This is a genomic window from Mycobacterium basiliense (assembly GCF_900292015.1).
In the GTDB taxonomy this organism is placed as follows: domain Bacteria; phylum Actinomycetota; class Actinomycetes; order Mycobacteriales; family Mycobacteriaceae; genus Mycobacterium; species Mycobacterium basiliense.
On sequence record NZ_LR130759.1, the window covers coordinates 5,259,579 to 5,277,986 of the forward strand.

Consider the following 18,408-nt stretch of genomic DNA (forward strand, 5'->3'; position numbering starts at 1 on the left):
CCGACTAGAAGAGCGCGAACTGCTCGTTTACCGCGGTGTAGTCGGCGAATTCCTCCATGCTGGTGCCGCCGATGACGGAATCAACGCCGCGCATGAACTGCGCGTCGGAGATCACCGGGACCCCTAACTGCTGGGCGTGGTAGCCCTTGCCCTGCTGGGGAACCGATTCATTGCAGACCACCAACGACGTCTCCCGATCCACGTCGTCGCTGTAGGCCAACCCGGCATGCAGTATGCGCTCGACCAGCTCCTCGTGGGTCCGTCCGACCTCGGCCGCCAACGCCACCCGCATGCCCTGGATCATCGGCCGACCGGTGACGTAACGACCCGGATTGAGATACGGGCAGGGCATCCGGGAGGCCAACGCCTTAAGCGGTCGTAGCTCATCGTGAGTCACCCGGCCGTTGGGCCAGCGGCGCCGGGTCACCGGATGGACCGGTAGCCAGACGTCTCGTTCACGCGCCCGGCCCAGTGCGGCGGCCAACACGCCGGTTAACACCCGGGCATCGTCGAAAGCGTCGTGCGGCCGTTCCTGGATCACCCCCCAGTGCGCGGCGAGCGTCTCCAACCGAAGATTGTCGATGCCAAGATCCAGGCGCCGGGCCAGCTCCACCGTGCACATCACGGTGTCGACGGGAAGCTCCACCGCAGCCATCTCGGCCTCGGCGGCCAGGAAGGCATAGTCGAACGCGACATTATGCGCTACCAGCGTGCGGCCTCGCAGCACCTGCACCACGTCACCGATAATGTCCGCAAATTGCGGCTGGTCTTCGAGCATCGCGGCAGTCAGCCCGTGGATGTGGGTGGGTCCCGGGTCCACTCCGGGATTGAGCAGGCTGACCACAGATTGCTCCAACGTGCCGGTGGCGTCGACGCCGAGCGCAGCGATGCTGATGATCCGGGCCAGCCCCGGACGAAAGCCTGAGGTCTCGACGTCGATGACGGCCCAGCCCCCAATCGGGTGGCTGGCCGGCCGTCCCCAGGTGTGGCTCACACGTTGAGGATGGCACGTTAGACCGACATCGCCGGGCGACTGGGAGTCGTGTCGGCACTGAAAAGCAACCGGAAAGCAATCAACCTTAAACTGCCCGGGTGGTCACTACCCGGGCACGCCTAGCCCTCGCCGCCGGCGCGAGCGCGCGGTGGGCGTCGCGGGTGACCGGACGCGGGGCCGGTGCGATGATCGGCGGCCTGGTGGCGATGACCCTGGACCGCTCGGTGCTGCGACAGCTCGCCGTGGGTCGGCGCACAGTCGTCATCACCGGTACCAATGGCAAATCGACGACCACCCGGATGACCGCGGCCGCGCTGGGCACCCTCGGTGTGGTCGCCACCAATGCCGAGGGCGCCAACATGGACGCCGGCTTGGTGGCCGCCCTGGCCGCGGACCGCCATGCCGGACTGGCGGCGCTCGAGGTCGACGAGATGCACGTGCCGCACGTGTCCGACGCCGTCGAGCCGGCCGTTATCGTCCTGCTCAACCTCTCGCGCGATCAGCTGGACCGCGTCGGGGAGATCAACGTGATCGAGCGCACGCTACGGGCCGGCCTGGCGCGACACCCCAATGCCGTCGTGGTCGCAAACTGTGACGACGTGCTGATGACCTCGGCCGCCTATGACAGCAGAAACGTCGTGTGGGTGGCCGCAGGCGGCTCCTGGTCGAACGACTCGGTCAGCTGCCCTCGTAGCGGGGAGATCATCGTCCGCGAACAGGGGCACTGGTACTCCACCGGCGCCGAATTCAAGCGCCCCACCCCACACTGGTGGTTCGACGACAATTCCCTGTTCAGCACCCTCTACGGGCCGGACCGGCTGACGCTGCCGATGCAACTGGCGCTGCCCGGCGCGGTGAACCGCGGCAACGCCGCCCAGGCCGTCGCCGCCGCCGCCGCGTTGGGCGCCGACCCGGCGTTGGCCGTTGCCGCCGTGTCCGGGGTCGATGAGGTCGCCGGACGTTACCGGACCATCGATGTCGGCCGCCACCAAGCTCGGATCCTGCTGGCCAAGAACCCGGCCGGCTGGCAGGAAGCGCTGTCAATGGTGGATAAGCACGCGGCCGGCGTGGTCATCTCGGTCAACGGACAGGTGCCCGACGGTGAAGACCTGTCTTGGCTATGGGACGTGCGCTTCGAGCACTTCGAGTGCACCCCGGTAGTAGCGGCCGGCGAACGCGGCACCGACCTGGCGGTGCGCCTGGGATACGCGGGCGTGCCGCATAGCCTGGTGCACGACACCGTCGCGGCGATCGCGTCATGCCCACCCGGGCGGGTAGAGGTCGTCGCCAACTACACCGCGTTCCTTGCGTTGCAGCGAGCATTGGCACGTCATGGCTGATACGGCATCGGCTTCAACAGTGCGGATCGGTCTGGTGCTGCCCGACGTGATGGGTACCTACGGTGACGGCGGCAACGCCGTGGTCTTGCGGCAGCGGTTGCTGTTGCGGGGCATCGCCGCCGAAATCGTCGAGATCACGCTGGCAGATCCGGTGCCGGAGTCCTTGGACCTATACACGCTGGGCGGGGCCGAAGACTACGCGCAGCGACTGGCCACCAGGCACCTGCTGCGGTACCCGGGTCTGCAACGCGCGGCCGATCGGGGCGCACCCGTGTTGGCGATCTGCGCCGCCGTTCAGGTGTTGGGGCATTGGTATGAAACCTCGTCGGGGGAACGAGTCGACGGTGTCGGCCTGCTGGATGCGACCACCTCGCCGCAACCTAGCCGCACCATCGGCGAGCTGGTAACCAAGCCCTCGTTGGCCGGGTTGACCCAGCGGCTCACCGGTTTCGAAAACCACCGTGGCGGCACCCTGCTGGGACCCGCGGCGTCGCCGTTGGGTGCGGTCGTCAAGGGCGCCGGCAACCGGGTCGGCGACGGTCGTGACGGCGCGGTTCAGGGCAGCGTGATTGCCACCTACATGCACGGGCCGTGTCTGGCCCGCAACCCCGAGCTGGCCGACCTGCTGTTGAGCAAGGTGGTCGGCGAGCTGGCGCCGTTGGAACTGCCCGAGGTAGACCTGCTCCGTCGCGAGCGTCTAGCGGCCCGCTAGGGTCGCCATCCCCGGGCGCACAACGCATCCCGCACGCGGGCCAGCACTTCGTCGGGCCGATCCTCGGAGATCACCCGAATGACGATCCAGCCCAGGTCCGCGAGCCGGCGAAGCCGCCACTGATCCCGTACATACTGGCCGCGATTGCTGCGATGGTGATCACCGTCGTACTCGACAGCCACCTGATACGTTTCCCAGCCCATGTCGAGCACGGCCAGGGTGCGCCACCGGTGGACCACCGGGATCTGCGTGGTGGGCGCCGGCAACCCCGCGTCCACCAGTTGCAGCCGCAGCCAGCTCTCCTTGGGCGACGCCGCGCCGGCATCGACCAGGGGCAACACCTCCCGCAGGCGCCGTAGGCCGCGCGCACCCGCGTACCGCTTTGCGAGCAGCAGCACCTCCTCGGTGGAGAAAGGGTTTGCCCGCATCAGCGCGTCCAGGCGCATCACGGCGTGCCCGCGCGGTAGTCGCCGAGCCAGGTCATACGCGGTGCGGGCCGTCGTGGTCACCGGCAGACCTGCGACGCGGGTGATCTCGTCATCGCCCAAGGTTTCATGACGCACGACAAGCCCGCGCTGCGGCCGGCCGGCGGGTGAAATCAGCTCGACCACCGCGTCGTCGTCCACCCACTGCGCACCATGCAGCGCAGCGGCGGCAACACCAGCTATGACCGCCTGACGACGCGAGGCCAGCCACGCGCCGACCGTGCGATCACGCAGTGTCGGTGGCGCACCCTTCGGCAGGTACACACCTCGATAGATCGGCCGATACCAACGGCGCAGCTCGTGTCTGGTCAGCCGACCGGCGGCCACCGCCGCACTACCGACGAAGACGTCCGCCATGCCCGACATGCTGACACCGGCCACCGACATCCGCGAGATCAACGTTTTGCAGAAAAAGTACGAGAGGCGACCTGCAAAACGTCGATCTCGGTGAATCAGACCATTGCGCGACGGCCGGTGAGCGCGCGGCCGAGGGTCAGCTCGTCGGCGAACTCCAGATCCCCACCCATCGGCAACCCCGACGCGATTCGGGTCACCGTCAGACCAGGGATGTCGCGCAACATCCGCACCAGGTAAGTGGCCGTCGCCTCGCCTTCGGTGTTGGGGTCGGTGGCGATGATCACCTCGGTGATATCGACGTCATCAACCCGCTCACCGATGCGGGTCAGCAGCTCACGGATCCGCAACTGTTCAGGACCGATCCCAGAAAGCGGGTCCAACGCACCGCCCAGAACGTGGTAGCGGCCGCGGAATTCCCGGGTACGTTCCACGGCTTGGATGTCCTTGGGCTCCTCAACGACACACACCAGCGAGCCATCCCGACGGGGGTCGGAACAGATCCGGCAGCGCTCCTCATCGGAGACGTTGCCGCAGACGGCACAAAACCGCACGCCGTCCCGGACCCTGGCCAGCACCGCAGTCAGCCGGTCGATATCCGGCGGCTCGACTGACAAGAGGTGAAACGCAATGCGTTGCGCGCTCTTGGGGCCGATGCCCGGCAACCTGCCGAGCTCGTCGATCAGATCCTGGACGGGTCCTTCAAACATGTCCGTGCAGGGTCAGACCCCTGGCGCACCCGGTGCGCCCGGCATACCGGGTGCTCCTGGCGCTCCCGGCATACCCGGCGCTCCTGGCATACCCGGTGCTCCGGGTGCTCCTGGCGGGGCCGGCGGGCGCATCGCACCGGCCAACGCTCCCAGCCGCTCCTGCGCCATCTTGGTCACCTGCTGGGACGCGTCACGCATGGCGCCGACGATCAAGTCCTGCAAGGTTTCGACGTCACCGGGGTCAACAACCTTGGGGTCGATCGTCACTCCGATCACCTCGCCGCTGCCCTTGACGCGAACCTTGACCAAGCCCCCACCGGCCTGACCGTGCACCTCAGAGTTGGCCAGCTGCTGTTGGGCCTCCAGTAGCTTCTGCTGCATCTGCTGCGCCTGGGCGAGCAGTGCCGACATATCGCCTCCGGGTCCGGGTTGCATGACAGTCCCCTCGCATCTTGGTCTCGAGTTGGTTTCGCCTGCGGTTGTCCGGCGATTCGAAATACCCAGCGTAGACCGCGCCGCGTTACCTTGGCGCAGTGGACGTACGAGTTGGCCTGCGTGTCGGGATCACCGTGGTCATCGGGGCGCTCGTCGCTACCTCTGCGCCGCTGATCCCGACCGCGACCGCAACCCCGTCCAATATCGCGGGCATGGTCGTATTCATCGACCCTGGCCACAACGGGGCCAACGACTCGTCCATCGGACGCCAGGTGCCCACCGGTCGCGGCGGCACCAAGAACTGCCAAGCCAGCGGAACCTCGAGCAACAGCGGCTACCCGGAACACACCTTCACTTGGGACACCGCGCTGCGGCTGCGCGCAGCGCTCAACGCGCTGGGAGTGCGAACCGCGCTGTCCCGCGGCAACGACAACGCGCTGGGACCGTGCATCGATGAACGCGCCAACATGGCCAACGCGTTGCACCCCAACGCGGTGGTCAGCCTGCACGCGGACGGCGGACCAGCCACCGGCCGCGGCTTTCATGTCAACTACTCCTCGCCACCGCTCAACGCGGCCCAGGCCGGCCCGTCGGTGCAGTTCGCGCGCGTCATGCGGGACCAACTACGGGCGTCGGGCATTCCGCCGGCCAACTACATCGGCCAGGACGGCCTGTACGGGCGTTCGGATCTCGCGGGCCTCAACCTGGCGCAGTATCCGTCGATCCTGGTCGAGCTGGGCAACATGAAAAATCCCGCGGACTGCTCGCTGATCGAGTCCGCGGAGGGCAGGCAGAAATACGCCAACGCACTGGTACGTGGCGTCGCCGGCTTCCTGGCCACCCAGGGCCAGGTTAGGTAGCGCTTTCCAGCTCGTTTTTGAGGTTGGCCAACACCTCACCCTGAATCCTCTTCAGGCCCAGCGGCGCAAACGTCTTCTCGAAGAACCCTTTGACACCACCGGCGCCGTTCCACGTGGTCTTGACGGTGACGCTGCAACCGGGTCCGGCGGGAGCGACCGTCCAGTTGACGATCATGGACGAATTGGCGTCCTTCTCGATCACCGTGTGGCCGGCGACATCCACGGTGACCTCCAACTGGCGCACCCGTGACTTGGTCGCCTGCAACCGCCATTTGGCCACGGTGCCCTGCCCCTGGCCGCCCTCGAGCACCTGGTATTCGCTGTATTGAGGGGAAAGGATCTTCGGACGGATGTTCTGGTAGTCGGCCACCGCATCGAATGCGGTCGCGGGGTCGACATTGATCAAGATCGTGCTGGCTGCGCTCACCTGTGCCATCAGGCGCAACTCCTCCATTGTGATTGCGGTGCAGCCCGCACGCGGATGCAGGGGCTGTGGTCGGTGACTACGATATAGGTGATGTCCGTCTCCGGATCTGCACTATCAACCCACACAGCGGGCGTCGAGCGCTTGCTGGCCAGCTACCGATCCATTCCCGCGACCGCAACCGTGCGGTTAGCCAAGCCCACCTCAAACTTGTTCCGCGCACGGACCAAACGCGATGCTCCGGGTTTGGACACATCCGGGCTGACCGGAGTCATCAGCGTCGATCCCGACGCCCGCACCGCCGACGTTGCCGGCATGTGCACCTACGAGGAGCTGGTAGCAACCACATTGCGTTACGGCCTGTCGCCACTGGTGGTTCCGCAACTGAAGACCATCACCCTCGGCGGCGCGGTCACCGGCTTGGGCATCGAATCGGCGTCGTTTCGTAACGGCCTGCCACACGAGTCGGTGCTGGAGATGGACATTCTCACCGGCTCCGGCGAATTGCTCACCGCGACGCCAGAGCAGCATGCCGACCTTTACCGAGCCTTCCCGAATTCATATGGGACGTTGGGATATTCGACTAGACTGCGAATTCAGCTTGAGCCGGTACACCCGTTTGTAGCGTTGCGGCACATCAGATTTCACTCGTTGAGCGAGATGATCGCGGCGATGGAACGCATCATCGACACCGCGGGACTGGACGGGGCCGCGGTGGATTACCTCGACGGAGTGGTGTTCAGCGCCGAAGAGAGTTATCTGTGCGTGGGCACCAGAACCACAACTCCGGGGCCCGTCAGCGACTACACCGGAAACGACATCTACTACCGGTCCATCCAACATGAGAGCGGCATCAAGGACGACCGCTTGACCATCCACGACTACTTCTGGCGCTGGGACACCGACTGGTTCTGGTGTTCGCGCGCCTTTGGCGCGCAGAACCCGCGGCTGCGGCGCTGGTGGCCGCGGCGCTACCGACGTAGCAGTTTCTACTGGAAGCTGGTGGGGCTCGATCAGCGCTTTGGCGTTGCCGATCGGATCGAAAAGCACAATGGGCGTCCGGCTCGCGAACGCGTGGTCCAGGATGTCGAGCTGCCCATCGAGCGGACCCGCGAGTTTTTGGAGTGGTTTCTGGACAATGTACCCATTTCCCCAATTTGGTTGTGCCCGTTAAGATTACGTGACCACCACGGCTGGCCACTCTACCCGATCCGGCCGGATCGCAGCTACGTCAACATCGGGTTCTGGTCGTCGGTGCCTGCGGGCCACACCGAGGGCGCAACCAACCGGGCGATCGAGGCTAAGGTGAGCGCGCTCTTTGGTCACAAGTCGCTGTATTCGGACAGCTATTACGGCCGCGAGGAGTTTGACGGGCTCTACGGTGGGGAGTCTTACAACACGGTGAAGAAGATCTATGATCCCGACTCGCGTCTGCTAGATCTCTACGCAAAGGCGGTACAACGACGATGACAGCGACCAAGGAAACCAACCCGCCCACCCGCCTACCAGCGGGCAAACTGAGCATGGCCGAAATCCTGGCCATTTTTGCGGCAAGCGGGCGGCAGCCGTTGAAGTTCATTGCCTACGACGGCAGCACTGCCGGCAGTGACGACGCGGAAATGGGCTTGGAACTCACCTCACCACGCGGCGCGACCTACCTGGCCACGGCTCCTGGCGAATTGGGTCTGGCTCGCGCGTACGTCTCGGGTGACCTGCAGACCCACGGCGTACATCCCGGCGATCCATACGAGCTGCTCATCACGCTAACCGACCGGGTCAAGTTCAAACGGCCGTCCGCGCGGGTGCTGGCCAATGTGGTGCGCTCGATCGGCGTGGAGAATCTGCTACCCGTCGCACCGCCCCCGCAGGAAACGCCACCCCGCTGGCGCCGCATCGCCGAGGGCCTCATGCACAGCAAAGCCCGCGATGCCGAGGCCATCCACCACCACTACGACGTTTCCAACACCTTCTACGAATGGGTGCTGGGGCCGTCGATGACCTACACCTGCGCGGTCTATCCGAACGCCGATGCGACTCTGGAAGAAGCTCAGGAAAACAAGTACCGGCTCATCTTCGAGAAGCTGCGGCTACAACCGGGCGATCGCCTGCTCGACGTCGGCTGCGGCTGGGGCGGCATGGTGCGTTACGCCGCCCGACATGGGGTCCGGGTCATCGGCGCAACGCTGTCAGCCGAACAAGCCAGCTGGGCGCAACGGGCGATCGCGGACGAAGGGCTGGCTGACCTGGCCGAGGTGCGCCACTCCGACTACCGCGATGTGACCGAGACGGGGTTCGACGCGGTCTCCTCGATCGGTCTCACCGAGCACATCGGCGTCAAGAATTACCCCGCTTACTTCGGGTTCCTCAAATCCAAGTTGCGGACCGGTGGACTGCTGCTCAATCACTGCATTACCCGACACGACAACCGGTCGACATCCTTTGCGGGCGGATTCACCGATCGCTACGTCTTCCCGGACGGTGAGCTGACCGGCTCGGGGCGCATCATCACCGAGATGCAAGAGGTCGGTCTCGAGGTGTTGCACGAGGAAAATCTCCGACACCACTACGCGATGACCCTGCGCGACTGGTGCCGCAACCTGGTCGACCATTGGGATGAAGCGGTCGAAGAGGTCGGACTGCCCGTCGCCAAAGTGTGGGGGCTATACATGGCCGCATCCCGAGTGGCCTTCGAACGCAACAACATCCAGTTACATCACGTGCTGGCCGCCAACGTCGACACCTGGGGAGACGACGACCTGCCGCTGCGGCCGTGGTGGGCGGGCTAAAAGCCGGATCCACCCCACTTCAACGCCTCACGCGTTGTCGATGCGCCGGGCCCCCAGCTCGCTGCGCAGCAGCTCCAGCGCGACCTCCTCGGGGTCGCGTCGCGGAGCCGACGGGTCGGTGCGGCCGGCTTCGGCCAGCATGCTTTCCTCTTCCTCACGCTGAGCGGAATCCACCACGACGGGGTCGGCCGCCGGGGCGGGCGTTTTAGCTACCGCCGCATTGCTTCTGGCAGGTTCCACAGCGCCAACCTCGCACCGCACCCGCCAGTTGACCCCCAACGCGTCTTTGAGCGCCTCGGCGATGACATCGGCGTTGCGTTGCTCGCACAACCGCCGGGCCAGTGGCGCCGAATCGTGGGTAAGGATCAGCGTGTTGTCTTCCAACCCGCGAACGGTGGCGCCCGCCAGCATCACCTCGGTGGTCCGGCTGCGCTGGCGTACCTTGTCGCGCACGGTCGGCCACATGGTGCGAACCGCCGCCGCATTGAGTTCACCCGGAGGCGAGCCGGGTTCGGATGCGGGGACCGATTCGGGTACCGAGGCCGATTCGGGGACCGGGGCGGGCTCGGGTGCCGGAGCGGGCTCGGGTGCCGACGCCGGCTTGTCCGCCGGCCGAGTTTCCGACCGCACGGGAGTCACCCGCGGCGGTGCCTCACCCGCCGGCGCCTGCCCGGCAGTGGGGATCGACATGGCCAGGCGGGTCTCGATTCGCTCGACACGTTGCAGCAACGCCGATTCGGCGTCACTGGCCGAGGGCAACAGCAGCCGGGCACACACCACTTCCAGCAGCAAGCGGGGCGCCGTTGCACCGCGCATCTCGCCCAGCCCGGCCTGAACGACCTCGGCGTAGCGGGTCAGGGTCCCCGACCCCAGATGCGCCGCTTGCTCACGCATCCGCTCCAGCACGTCCTCGGGGCCATCCACCACTCCACGAGACACCGCGTCCGGAACCGCCTGCAAGACGATGAGATCGCGGAATCGTTCCAGCAGATCGGTCGCGAAACGCCGTGGATCGTGCCCTGCGTCGATCACCGATTCGACCGCCCCGAACAAAGCCGCGGCATCCCCAGCACCGAGCGCGTCGACTGCGTCATCGATCAATGCCACGTCGGTGGCGCCCAGCAGACCCAGCGCGCGCTGGTAGGTCACGTGATTGCCTTCGGCTCCAGCGACCAGCTGGTCCAGCACCGATAGTGTGTCGCGGGGCGAACCGCCGCCAGCGCGGATCACCAATGGATACACCGCGTCGTCAACGACGACGCCCTCCTGCTCACAGATCCGCCCGATCAACCCTCGCATGGTGCGCGGCGGCAACAGCCGAAATGGGTAGTGATGGGTGCGCGACCGAATCGTGGGCAGCACCTTTTCCGGTTCGGTGGTGGCAAAGATAAAGATGAGATGTTCGGGCGGTTCTTCGACGATCTTGAGCAACGCGTTGAAGCCGGCGGTGGTCACCATGTGCGCCTCGTCGATGATGAACACCCGGTAGCGTGATTGCGCGGGCGCGTAGAACGCGCGATCCCGCAGTTCGCGGGTATCGTCCACGCCACCGTGGCTGGCGGCATCCAGCTCCACCACGTCGATGCTGCCGGGCGCATTGGGCGCCAGCGCCGTGCACGATTCACATTCCCCACACGGCGCGGCCGTGGGGCCCTGCACGCAGTTCAACGACCGCGCCAAAATGCGCGCCGACGACGTCTTCCCGCAGCCGCGGGGCCCGGAGAACAGGTACGCATGGTTGATCCGGCCCGATTCCAGGGCGACGGACAGCGGCTCGGTGACGTGCTCCTGTCCCACCACCTCCGCGAAGGTTGCCGGACGATATTTGCGGTAGAGGGCCACGGTCAGCAGGCTACTCAGGCTGGCGGACTAGTGCGGAACCCAGTGCTCCGCGAACCACCGAAGCCACTAAGCCCCACCCAGCAGTGCCTCGGTACCCGCCAGCAGGGCACAGGTCGAAAGGCCGTCGACGGCGTCGCGCAGGTCCGGTATCGACGGAAACGAGGGGGCGATCCGGATGTTTTTGTCCTCCGGATCCTTTCGATAAGGGAACGACGCACCCGCATCGGTAACCGCAATACCGGCGTCCTTGGCAAGGGCCACCGTGCGCCGAGCCGTCCCCGGCATCACATCGAGGCTGATGAAGTAACCCCCCTTTGGCTCCGTCCAGGAGGCGATCTTGGAATCGCTGAGCCGCCGATCCAGAATCTCGAGCGCCAACGCGAATTTGGGCGCCAGTATCTGCTGGTGACGCTGCATATGCAGGCGTACACCGTCGGCATCGCCGAAGAACCGCACGTGCCGTAGTTGGTTGACCTTGTCCGGACCGATCGACTTCTTGCCCGCGTATTGCAGATACCACGCGATGTTGCCCAGCGATCCGCCCAGAAAGCTGACGCCCGCGCCGGCGAAACTGATCTTCGAGGTGGAAGCGAAGACGTACGGCCGGTTCGGGTTGCCGGCCTTGGCAGCCAACCCCAGCACGTCGACCTGGCGCATGAAGTCATGGGTCAGCGTGTGCACCATGTAGGCGTTGTCCCAGAACAACCGGAAGTCGGGCGCCGCCGTCTTCATCAGCACCAGCCGGCGCACCGTCTCCCACGAATAGGTGACCCCGGTCGGGTTGCCGAACACCGGGACGGTCCACATCCCTTTGATCGCCGGGTCGGCGGCGACCAGTTCTTCGATCAAATCGACGTCGGGACCGTCGGCAAGCATCGGGATCGAAATCATCTCGACGCCCATCGTTTCGGTGATAGCGAAGTGACGGTCATAGCCCGGGACCGGACAGAGGAACTTGACGCTGGGTTCGTCCTTCCACGGCCGCACCGAATCCACACCGCCATACAGCATCGAGAAGGCCACCACGTCGTGCATCAACTCCAGGCTGGAGTTGTTTCCCGCGATCAGATTCGGCACCGGAATACCGAGCAGCTCCCCGAAGATGGCGCGCAGTGCCGGCAGGCCGTGCAAGCCCCCGTAGTTTCGGGTATCAACACCCTCCGAGTCTCGGTAGTCGTCTCCGGGCAAACTCAGCAGCCCGTTGGACAGATCGAGCTGCTCTGGGGACGGCTTGCCACGGGTGAGGTCCAGGGCCAGCTTCTTTGCGGTGAGCTCTGCGTAATCCCGCTGGTGGCGAGCGTGCAGAGCAGCTAGCTCTTCAGGGCTGAGGGAATCGAACGACACCGGGCGGCCCTTTCACCGTCGAACACCAATGGATCACGCGTATGGGGCTCGAGCGGTTGCGCTGCCCCTGACCGAAGGGGACCCCGCGCACCCGACAGAGCCCATTGACCCTTGCTGCCTTCCGGCCCTGGGGGAGTTCACAGGATAGACGCCGCGCGGGGTCCTTCGGGCGAGTCTAATACCTGAGCTGAAACGTTCGACCGCGACCGCGGGACACACGGCCCCAATCAGCGGCTACCATAGCGGCGGAGGATTCGCCTAGTGGCCTATGGCGCTCGCCTGGAACGCGGGTTGGGTTAATAGCCCTCGCGGGTTCAAATCCCGCATCCTCCGCAATTGGACGCACCATTCGAGGCGCGGCCACACCGGGTTGTGACTTCGATCACCTAGGCTGGCAGGACGGCTGGCAGGACGGCTGGCAGGACGGCTGGCAGGACGGCTCGGGGCTGACTCGAACCCACCAGCATGAGGAGGGGTATGGGACGCAAAGTCGCCATGCTGTGGCACCTGTTGTTCTCGGTTGGCGCCGGCGTCCTCTACTTCTATTTTGTATTGCCCCGCTGGCACGAGCTGATGGGCGATGTCCCACACTCCTGGGGCACCGCGTTGCGCATCGTGACCGGCACACTGATCGGCCTGACCGCGCTGCCGGTGGTATTCACCCTGTTACGCAGCCGCAAGCCGGAACTCGGCACCCCACAACTCGCGTTGTCGCTACGGATCTGGTCGATCGTGGCACACGTGCTGGCCGGGGTGCTCATCGTCGGCACCGCGATCAGCGAGATCTGGCTTAGCCTGGACTCCGTCGGACCGTGGTTGTTCGCGATCTACGGCGCCGCGGCAGCCATCGCGGTGCTCGGCTTCTTCGCGTTCTATCTGTCATTCATCGCAGAATTGCCGCCACCACCGCCGAAACCGCTCAAGTCGAAAGAGCCCAAACAGCGACGTCGTAAGCGCAAGAAAGGCACCGACGCCGACACCCACGACACCGAAGACGCCCAAGACGCCCAAGACGCCCAGGACGCCGAAGACACCGAAGCTGAGGACGGCGACCCTGTGCCCGCCGACGAGGCGGACGAAGCCCAAGAAGAAACCCACGAAGACGCCGAACCGGACGTGCAAGCGGAAGCGGAATCGGTCGAGGCCCCCGCAGAGAGCCCCGAGACCGAACCTGAACCAACGGACGACGAGGAAGCTCCCGTCCGAACTCCCGGCGCGACCAACGGCACCACCGGGGACGAGCAAGCTCGGGGCGGACTACGAAATCGCCGGCCGACCGGCAAGACCTCACATCGCCGCAGACGGACGCGGCGCGGGGTTGCGGTCGAAGAATAGCCAGACCCTGCAGCCGAAGCAGCGCAGCAACATCAGCGCCGCCGAAGACGCTCCACATAGGCAGCGATGCGTCGCTGAGTTTGGTCCGCGCCCCACATCTCGCGGACTTCGTGATCGACATCACCGGCCTCGCGGATTCGCGCCAGCGTCGGAGCACGCAACTGAGCTTTGGTGTGGCGATAGGCCTCGGCCGGGATGCCACCAAGCTCTGACGCCTCCGCAACGGCCGCCCCCATCAGATCCTCGGCGACGACGCGGTGCGCCAGTCCGTTGGCGATAGCCTCCTCCCCCCTGTGCGTGCGGCCACCGAGCACCACGTCCTCGGCCCGGTCTGCGCATGCGTAGCGCATGACCTCCAGCGCGGCAGCCGGAAACGGAACCCCGACATGCACCTCGGTCGCACCTATCCCCGCGTCGGGACTGACAAGCCGCCGGTCGCAGGCGCACGCCAACACACACCCACCGGCAATGGCGGCGCCGTTGACCGCCGCCACCGTCGGCCCCGGGTAGCTGAACAGCGCGACAAACGCATCGGACAAGGCGGGGATCAGCCGATCGGTGTAGCCGGTCGAGCCCTGCACAACGCGGTTGAGGTCCACCCCGGCGCAAAACACCCGACCGGCGCCGGTGACCACCAGCGCACCCACGCCCGACCGCTGCAACTCGCGCAGCGCGTCGGACAGCTCATTCAGCAACTCGACGTCGAGGGCGTTCACCCGACCCGACGACAGAGTCAGCACTCGCACCGCATCGATGGTCTCAATCTCGATCACAGTGACACAGTCCACCACCAAACGACCGGACGCCACCACCGGCGGCGCGCAGGCCCCGCGACGATGGTTGCGAATAGTTGGGATCGGTAGCGACTCGGACGTTCTGTACTTGCTCGCATGACGACGCCAGCGGGGCGGCGCATGAGGGAAGGAAATCCAGTGAAACGTGTCATCGCGGCTGCGATCGGAACCATGGGCTGCGCCTCAGTGCTGGTCGGTTGCTCCAGCAGCGGCCACACGGCCAGCCCGGCGTCAAGCGTCTCCGTCGGTGGTGGCGGCCCCCAGGTCAAAGTGGCCGGCACTGACCTTCCGGGCCTAAACCCGGAGTCGGTGACGTGCGTCAGGCAGGCCGGCAAGATCGACATCGGTAGTGGCTCCACGGGCGGACAGCAGCAGGCGCTGGCCGTGGTGATGACCGACGAGGCCACTCCGCGAGTCGAGTCCCTCGCACTGGTGGTCGACGGCAACGCGTTGTCGGTTAGCGACAACATGGGCGCCAAGGTCGGCTCGGCCAAGGTCGCAGTGGAGGGCAAGACCTACACCATCACCGGTCAGGCGCAAGGAGCCGACCTGAAGAACCCGATGGCCGGCATGATCACCAAGGACTTCAGCATCACGGTGACGTGCGGCTAGTGCAAGGGATCCCACCCGGCGGGCATGCGATGCATGTCCGCCGGTCAGGGATATCCGGCACCCCAGCGGACTTATGATGCAGCCGTGTCGATCTCACACGAACTCGAACGCGCGCGCGGGCTGGCCTTCGCGGCCGACGAGGACGGAGCCCGAGATCTGCTGATCTCCCTCGTACCGCACATCGAGCGGGCCGATCGCGACGACTTGCTCCTCGAAGTGTTCGCTCAACTCGGCGAGGTTTATCTTGCCCGCGGAGCCAGCGACGGGGTGCGGGAGTGCATGCGGCGCATTCGTGACTGCTTGGCGATCTATTCGGCAATTCTTGGCGGCAAGAACCCGAAGGCAGCCGGTCAAGTACAGCTCTCCGATGCCCAGATTGCGCACATGATCAGCCGCTATTCGCGTCGCGCCCAGCTTCTGCAAACCGGTCTGGCCGCAGCGCAGGGTAACCATGAGCTTGCCCAGATCGCGCTTGATGAATTGGCTCGTTCGGACACAAGCCTTCCCGATCACGTCGACGAGCACGCCAACTTGGTCACCCACGCGCAAATCATCTGTGCGAGCGCGTTATGCGATGACGACCTGCATGCTCGAGCCCTACCGTTATGGGAACGCGTAATCGATGCCCTGAACCGACTGCTTGGTTCCAACACCGAATACGGTGACTACCTTTTGACTTTCGGCGCCACTGCCTACGGCAGATTCTGCGTCGAGACCGGCCGGCTGACGGAAGCAGAACCCTGGCTGCGTCGCGCCGGCGCCCGGGCACAGTCAAATAGCTGGGAATTAGCATTTGCCAGAACGCAATTGGAACGCGCCGCGGCGAGCTGGCTAGTCGGCGACCAAAGTGCCACCGAGCAACTGGTGTCGGATGCCTACCCAGTAGTCGCCCGACATGCGCGGGCCCACGACGTCTCGCGCTGTTGGCTCTACCTCGGCCTCACCAGGCTGGCCGCCGGCGCGTTAGCAGCCGCCGACGAATGCTGGGAGCATGCCGAGCGCCATTGGCGTGAGCTGGGAAAGCCATTGCACCTTCATCGCATTTTGTTGCAACGCAGCTGGATAGCAATATTCCGGAGCCGATTCGCTGAAGCCGTCGAGATGATCGCTCAGGCGCGGGATCTGCTCGACTCCTCACCGCGCAGCAGCTGGCTGCAGTATGCCCTGCTTGACAATCAACTAGGAACCGTGTGGCGTGCGGATGCGCTGGCGGACTTGGGGTTCGACGGTTCCGGTGATCCGGACGAAACCGTGCGGGAAACCGAGGCGCGGCAGGTCGAGTCATTGGGCGTGCTACGCGGGGAGGTTGGTACTGGGCAATACTTGCGCGCGATGGCCAAGCTTGAACAGTCAGCCGATCTCAAAATCCCAGCGGCGCTAGCCGTCGACTCGGTGCGCTATTCGATCGCCGACGCGGATGCGAGATCACGCTGGGCGAATCATGTTTCGGCACCTATTCTGGCAGGCGCCTTCGCTGTCGCGTGGGAATGGGAGAACACCGAGTTGGTCAGCGAGCTGATCGAATATCACAGTGCTCGCGGAACTTTCAACGCGGTACCGCAACGGAGGGCAATCGACGAGTGGGCTTCCACCGCAACGACACCAGCGATCGCCCCTCCCGATGAGGACCTGGCGCCGCAGCCGGCCCAGGCGGCATCGGGGCCGTCATCGCCGATACGGAATTCGCTGACCCGGCTGGGCCCGCTGCCACCTCTGCAGATGCACCCTGACGGCGGGGCGATCCTGAGCCACTATCGGGCCCTGGCGTTGCAACGCTACGGTCGCGCCGTCACTGCGGCCGAAGCCACCTGGTCTACCTGGCCATGAACCATTCGGACCGACCGACACTGGTCCTGCGATACGCCGATGTCGGCATCGCTACGTACGCCAGTTTGCGAATAGTCGGCCAACCATCGAGAACTGCCAACTGGGTAGTGGACGAACCGATCCTGCTGGCGGCCTTGCAAGAACTCATCGACGCATTGCCCGAGCCGTATGGCTCGGAGAGCCGGCGCGATGCCATTGAGCGTGCGCTGACCCGAGGGCCGTTCGCGGCCCCGGATACTGAGCTAACGGTCGCGTTCATCCTAGGGGTCCTGCTGATCGGTCCACCCGGATGGCGGCTGTTGGCCGACTGCGTGGCATCACCGCGCCCCGTTCTGTTCATCTCGCCCAGCGCCCGCCTTGCGCGTGTTCCCTGGGGCTTGCTCGCGGTGCCGAAATCGGGACCGAGCCGGGAAGAATTGGTGCGTGCCCGCCAGCCGGCCATTACCGGAAGCGGACGGACCGCGGCGCAAATCCCTTGGCAGCTAGCCGATATCGCAGAGCACACCGACGGTTTTCGACTGATGGAGTTGGTTGACGTGCTGATCGCGGTACCGCAGAACATCGTGCACGCACCACGCACACCGGCGAGCTGGGCCAGCAGGCAAGATGATCCTCCCCTACTTGTCTTGGATCCTCGGGTGCCGGGGCAGCGGCCCGATTCACCGCTTGGTTCGGTGTTGGGCAGGCCATCCGACCGTACCCCGGTAGCGAGGCATTTCGCGGAACTGATGCAACGCCGCGCCGTGCTCCCCCCGGTGGATAACGTGGCAGAGCTGTTCCGCCGTCAAGACGCCGACCGCCGGTGGCTATCGAAGCAGTTGACGCAGAACCCGAGTCGAATATTGTACGTCGGCCACGCGAGTTCGGCGGATGGCGATCTGGGTCACGCCGACCGCGCGTCGCTGCACCTGGCCTGTGCGGCAGCGATCACCGGAGACGGCTCCGCCATTGGCGACCACCGGCCGCTTACCGCGTCGGATCTGATCAAGCTGCGGCCGCCGATGCCGCCACGAGTGGCGCTGCTGGCGTGTGCGTCCGGAGGTGACTACCAATTCGACGAAGCCACCGGTCTGGTTTCTGCGATGATTCTGTGCGGCGCTCAACTGGTGACCGCCACGCTGTGGTCACTTCCTACCACGGCAGCCTATCGACAATTCACCGACGGCGATGCCGATCTGATCGATCCGATGGCCGAGGTGGTCACCGCGGTTGACCTCGCTCACCAATCCGCGGATTCCGGATGCGCGGTAAATCGCTGGCAGCGTGCACAAATGCGGCGCTGGCGAGACGGAAACGTTGACGCCAACCCGCTGTATTGGGGCGCCTTGGTCACGTTCGCCGTTGACGGGGCGCGCTAGTGGTCCAGCACCAGCAGACCGCGGGCGTGCGCGACAAACTTGTCGTCGGGAGGTTAAAGATGTTCGGGGCCAGCGGAATCAAACGAGAACGGCGGGACAAGGCTAAGGCGCAACATGGGTACGCCCCGACCTTGATCATCGCGCACCAACCCGCCAGCAGTCCCACAACCGGCTACCGAACCCAACTATTGGGATA

Annotated in this window: 17 protein-coding genes, 1 tRNA gene and 1 other RNA gene; 10 read left to right on the forward strand and 9 right to left on the reverse strand. The window is 65.4% G+C overall.

The annotated features are described in order from the left end of the window. Positions 1-4: 4 nt before the first annotated feature. A complete protein-coding gene (locus MB901379_RS22480) occupies positions 5-994 on the reverse strand; it encodes a DEDDh family exonuclease (protein ID WP_158018618.1) in 990 nt (329 codons plus the stop codon). A 98-nt stretch (positions 995-1,092) separates the two neighbouring features. On the opposite strand from MB901379_RS22480, the gene MB901379_RS22485 reads away from it, so the two are divergent. Together MB901379_RS22485 and MB901379_RS22490 are read left to right on the forward strand one after the other, a co-directional pair. Next, positions 1,093-2,334 (forward strand): Mur ligase family protein, encoded by a 1,242-nt coding sequence (locus tag MB901379_RS22485; RefSeq protein WP_158018619.1) that lies wholly within the window; start codon positions 1,093-1,095, stop codon positions 2,332-2,334. Continuing rightward, positions 2,327-3,046 (forward strand): type 1 glutamine amidotransferase, encoded by a 720-nt coding sequence (locus MB901379_RS22490; RefSeq protein ID WP_158018620.1) that lies wholly within the window; start codon positions 2,327-2,329, stop codon positions 3,044-3,046. The genes MB901379_RS22485 and MB901379_RS22490 overlap by 8 nt, the downstream gene beginning before the upstream one ends. On the opposite strand, the gene MB901379_RS22495 is transcribed toward MB901379_RS22490, so the two are convergent. The 3 genes from MB901379_RS22495 to MB901379_RS22505 form a co-directional block, all read right to left on the reverse strand. Continuing rightward, positions 3,043-3,888, reverse strand: a complete 846-nt coding sequence (locus MB901379_RS22495; protein WP_232022165.1) for a hypothetical protein — start codon at positions 3,886-3,888, stop codon at positions 3,043-3,045. The genes MB901379_RS22490 and MB901379_RS22495 overlap by 4 nt on opposite strands. A 95-nt stretch (positions 3,889-3,983) precedes the next feature. Further along, complete coding sequence (recR, locus tag MB901379_RS22500; RefSeq protein WP_158018622.1) at positions 3,984-4,595, reverse strand: recombination mediator RecR; 612 nt, start codon at positions 4,593-4,595, stop codon at positions 3,984-3,986. A 12-nt stretch (positions 4,596-4,607) separates the two neighbouring features. Further along, the gene (locus MB901379_RS22505) at positions 4,608-5,030 is read right to left on the reverse strand and encodes a YbaB/EbfC family nucleoid-associated protein (RefSeq protein WP_158018623.1); all 423 of its coding nucleotides are present in this window, start codon (positions 5,028-5,030) and stop codon (positions 4,608-4,610) included. 98 nt (positions 5,031-5,128) lie between these two features. Here MB901379_RS22505 and MB901379_RS22510 point away from each other — a divergent pair, with 98 nt between their 5' ends. Beyond that, positions 5,129-5,890 carry an Rv3717 family N-acetylmuramoyl-L-alanine amidase gene (locus MB901379_RS22510; protein ID WP_197717841.1) on the forward strand — a complete coding sequence of 254 codons (762 nt, stop codon included), beginning with the start codon at positions 5,129-5,131 and terminating at the stop codon, positions 5,888-5,890. On the opposite strand, the gene MB901379_RS22515 is transcribed toward MB901379_RS22510, so the two are convergent. Next, positions 5,883-6,326, reverse strand: a complete 444-nt coding sequence (locus MB901379_RS22515; RefSeq protein WP_158018624.1) for an SRPBCC family protein — start codon at positions 6,324-6,326, stop codon at positions 5,883-5,885. The two genes, MB901379_RS22510 and MB901379_RS22515, sit on opposite strands and share 8 nt — an antisense overlap. Positions 6,327-6,407: 81 nt before the next feature. Between MB901379_RS22515 and MB901379_RS22520 the strand changes: the two genes are divergently transcribed. After that, complete coding sequence (locus tag MB901379_RS22520) at positions 6,408-7,784, forward strand: FAD-binding oxidoreductase (RefSeq protein WP_158018625.1); 1,377 nt, start codon at positions 6,408-6,410, stop codon at positions 7,782-7,784. After that, entirely contained in the window at positions 7,781-9,100 is a 1,320-nt protein-coding gene (locus MB901379_RS22525; RefSeq protein WP_197717842.1) for a class I SAM-dependent methyltransferase, read from the forward strand. The genes MB901379_RS22520 and MB901379_RS22525 overlap by 4 nt, the downstream gene beginning before the upstream one ends. A 27-nt stretch (positions 9,101-9,127) precedes the next feature. Here the strand turns inward: MB901379_RS22525 and MB901379_RS22530 are convergent, their stop codons facing one another. The 3 genes from MB901379_RS22530 to ffs form a co-directional block, all read right to left on the reverse strand. Then, a complete protein-coding gene (locus MB901379_RS22530) occupies positions 9,128-10,942 on the reverse strand; it encodes a DNA polymerase III subunits gamma/tau (protein WP_158018626.1) in 1,815 nt (604 codons plus the stop codon). Between the two features lie 66 nt (positions 10,943-11,008). Continuing rightward, complete coding sequence (locus MB901379_RS22535) at positions 11,009-12,286, reverse strand: aminotransferase class I/II-fold pyridoxal phosphate-dependent enzyme (RefSeq protein WP_158018627.1); 1,278 nt, start codon at positions 12,284-12,286, stop codon at positions 11,009-11,011. Between the two features lie 72 nt (positions 12,287-12,358). Further along, an RNA gene (gene ffs, locus MB901379_RS22540) (signal recognition particle sRNA small type) lies at positions 12,359-12,453 on the reverse strand. 80 nt (positions 12,454-12,533) lie between these two features. Here ffs and MB901379_RS22545 point away from each other — a divergent pair. Next, positions 12,534-12,619: transfer RNA gene (locus MB901379_RS22545), tRNA-Ser, on the forward strand. A 144-nt stretch (positions 12,620-12,763) separates the two neighbouring features. After that, positions 12,764-13,621, forward strand: coding sequence for a hypothetical protein (locus tag MB901379_RS22550; RefSeq protein ID WP_158018628.1), 858 nt, complete (start codon positions 12,764-12,766; stop codon positions 13,619-13,621). Between the two features lie 32 nt (positions 13,622-13,653). Here the strand turns inward: MB901379_RS22550 and MB901379_RS22555 are convergent, their stop codons facing one another. Beyond that, on the reverse strand, positions 13,654-14,394 hold the full coding sequence (locus MB901379_RS22555) for an enoyl-CoA hydratase/isomerase family protein (protein WP_174237058.1): 741 nt from the start codon (positions 14,392-14,394) through the stop codon (positions 13,654-13,656). A gap of 192 nt (positions 14,395-14,586) precedes the next feature. Between MB901379_RS22555 and MB901379_RS22560 the strand changes: the two genes are divergently transcribed. The 3 genes from MB901379_RS22560 to MB901379_RS22570 all read left to right on the forward strand — a co-directional run bounded on the left by MB901379_RS22560 (position 14,587) and on the right by MB901379_RS22570 (position 18,212). Continuing rightward, on the forward strand, positions 14,587-15,027 hold the full coding sequence (locus tag MB901379_RS22560) for a lipoprotein LpqH (RefSeq protein WP_158018629.1): 441 nt from the start codon (positions 14,587-14,589) through the stop codon (positions 15,025-15,027). An 84-nt stretch (positions 15,028-15,111) separates the two neighbouring features. Next, a complete protein-coding gene (locus MB901379_RS22565) occupies positions 15,112-16,854 on the forward strand; it encodes a hypothetical protein (RefSeq protein ID WP_158018630.1) in 1,743 nt (580 codons plus the stop codon). Further along, entirely contained in the window at positions 16,851-18,212 is a 1,362-nt protein-coding gene (locus tag MB901379_RS22570) for a CHAT domain-containing protein (RefSeq protein WP_158018631.1), read from the forward strand. The genes MB901379_RS22565 and MB901379_RS22570 overlap by 4 nt, the downstream gene beginning before the upstream one ends. Positions 18,213-18,408: the final 196 nt, after the last annotated feature.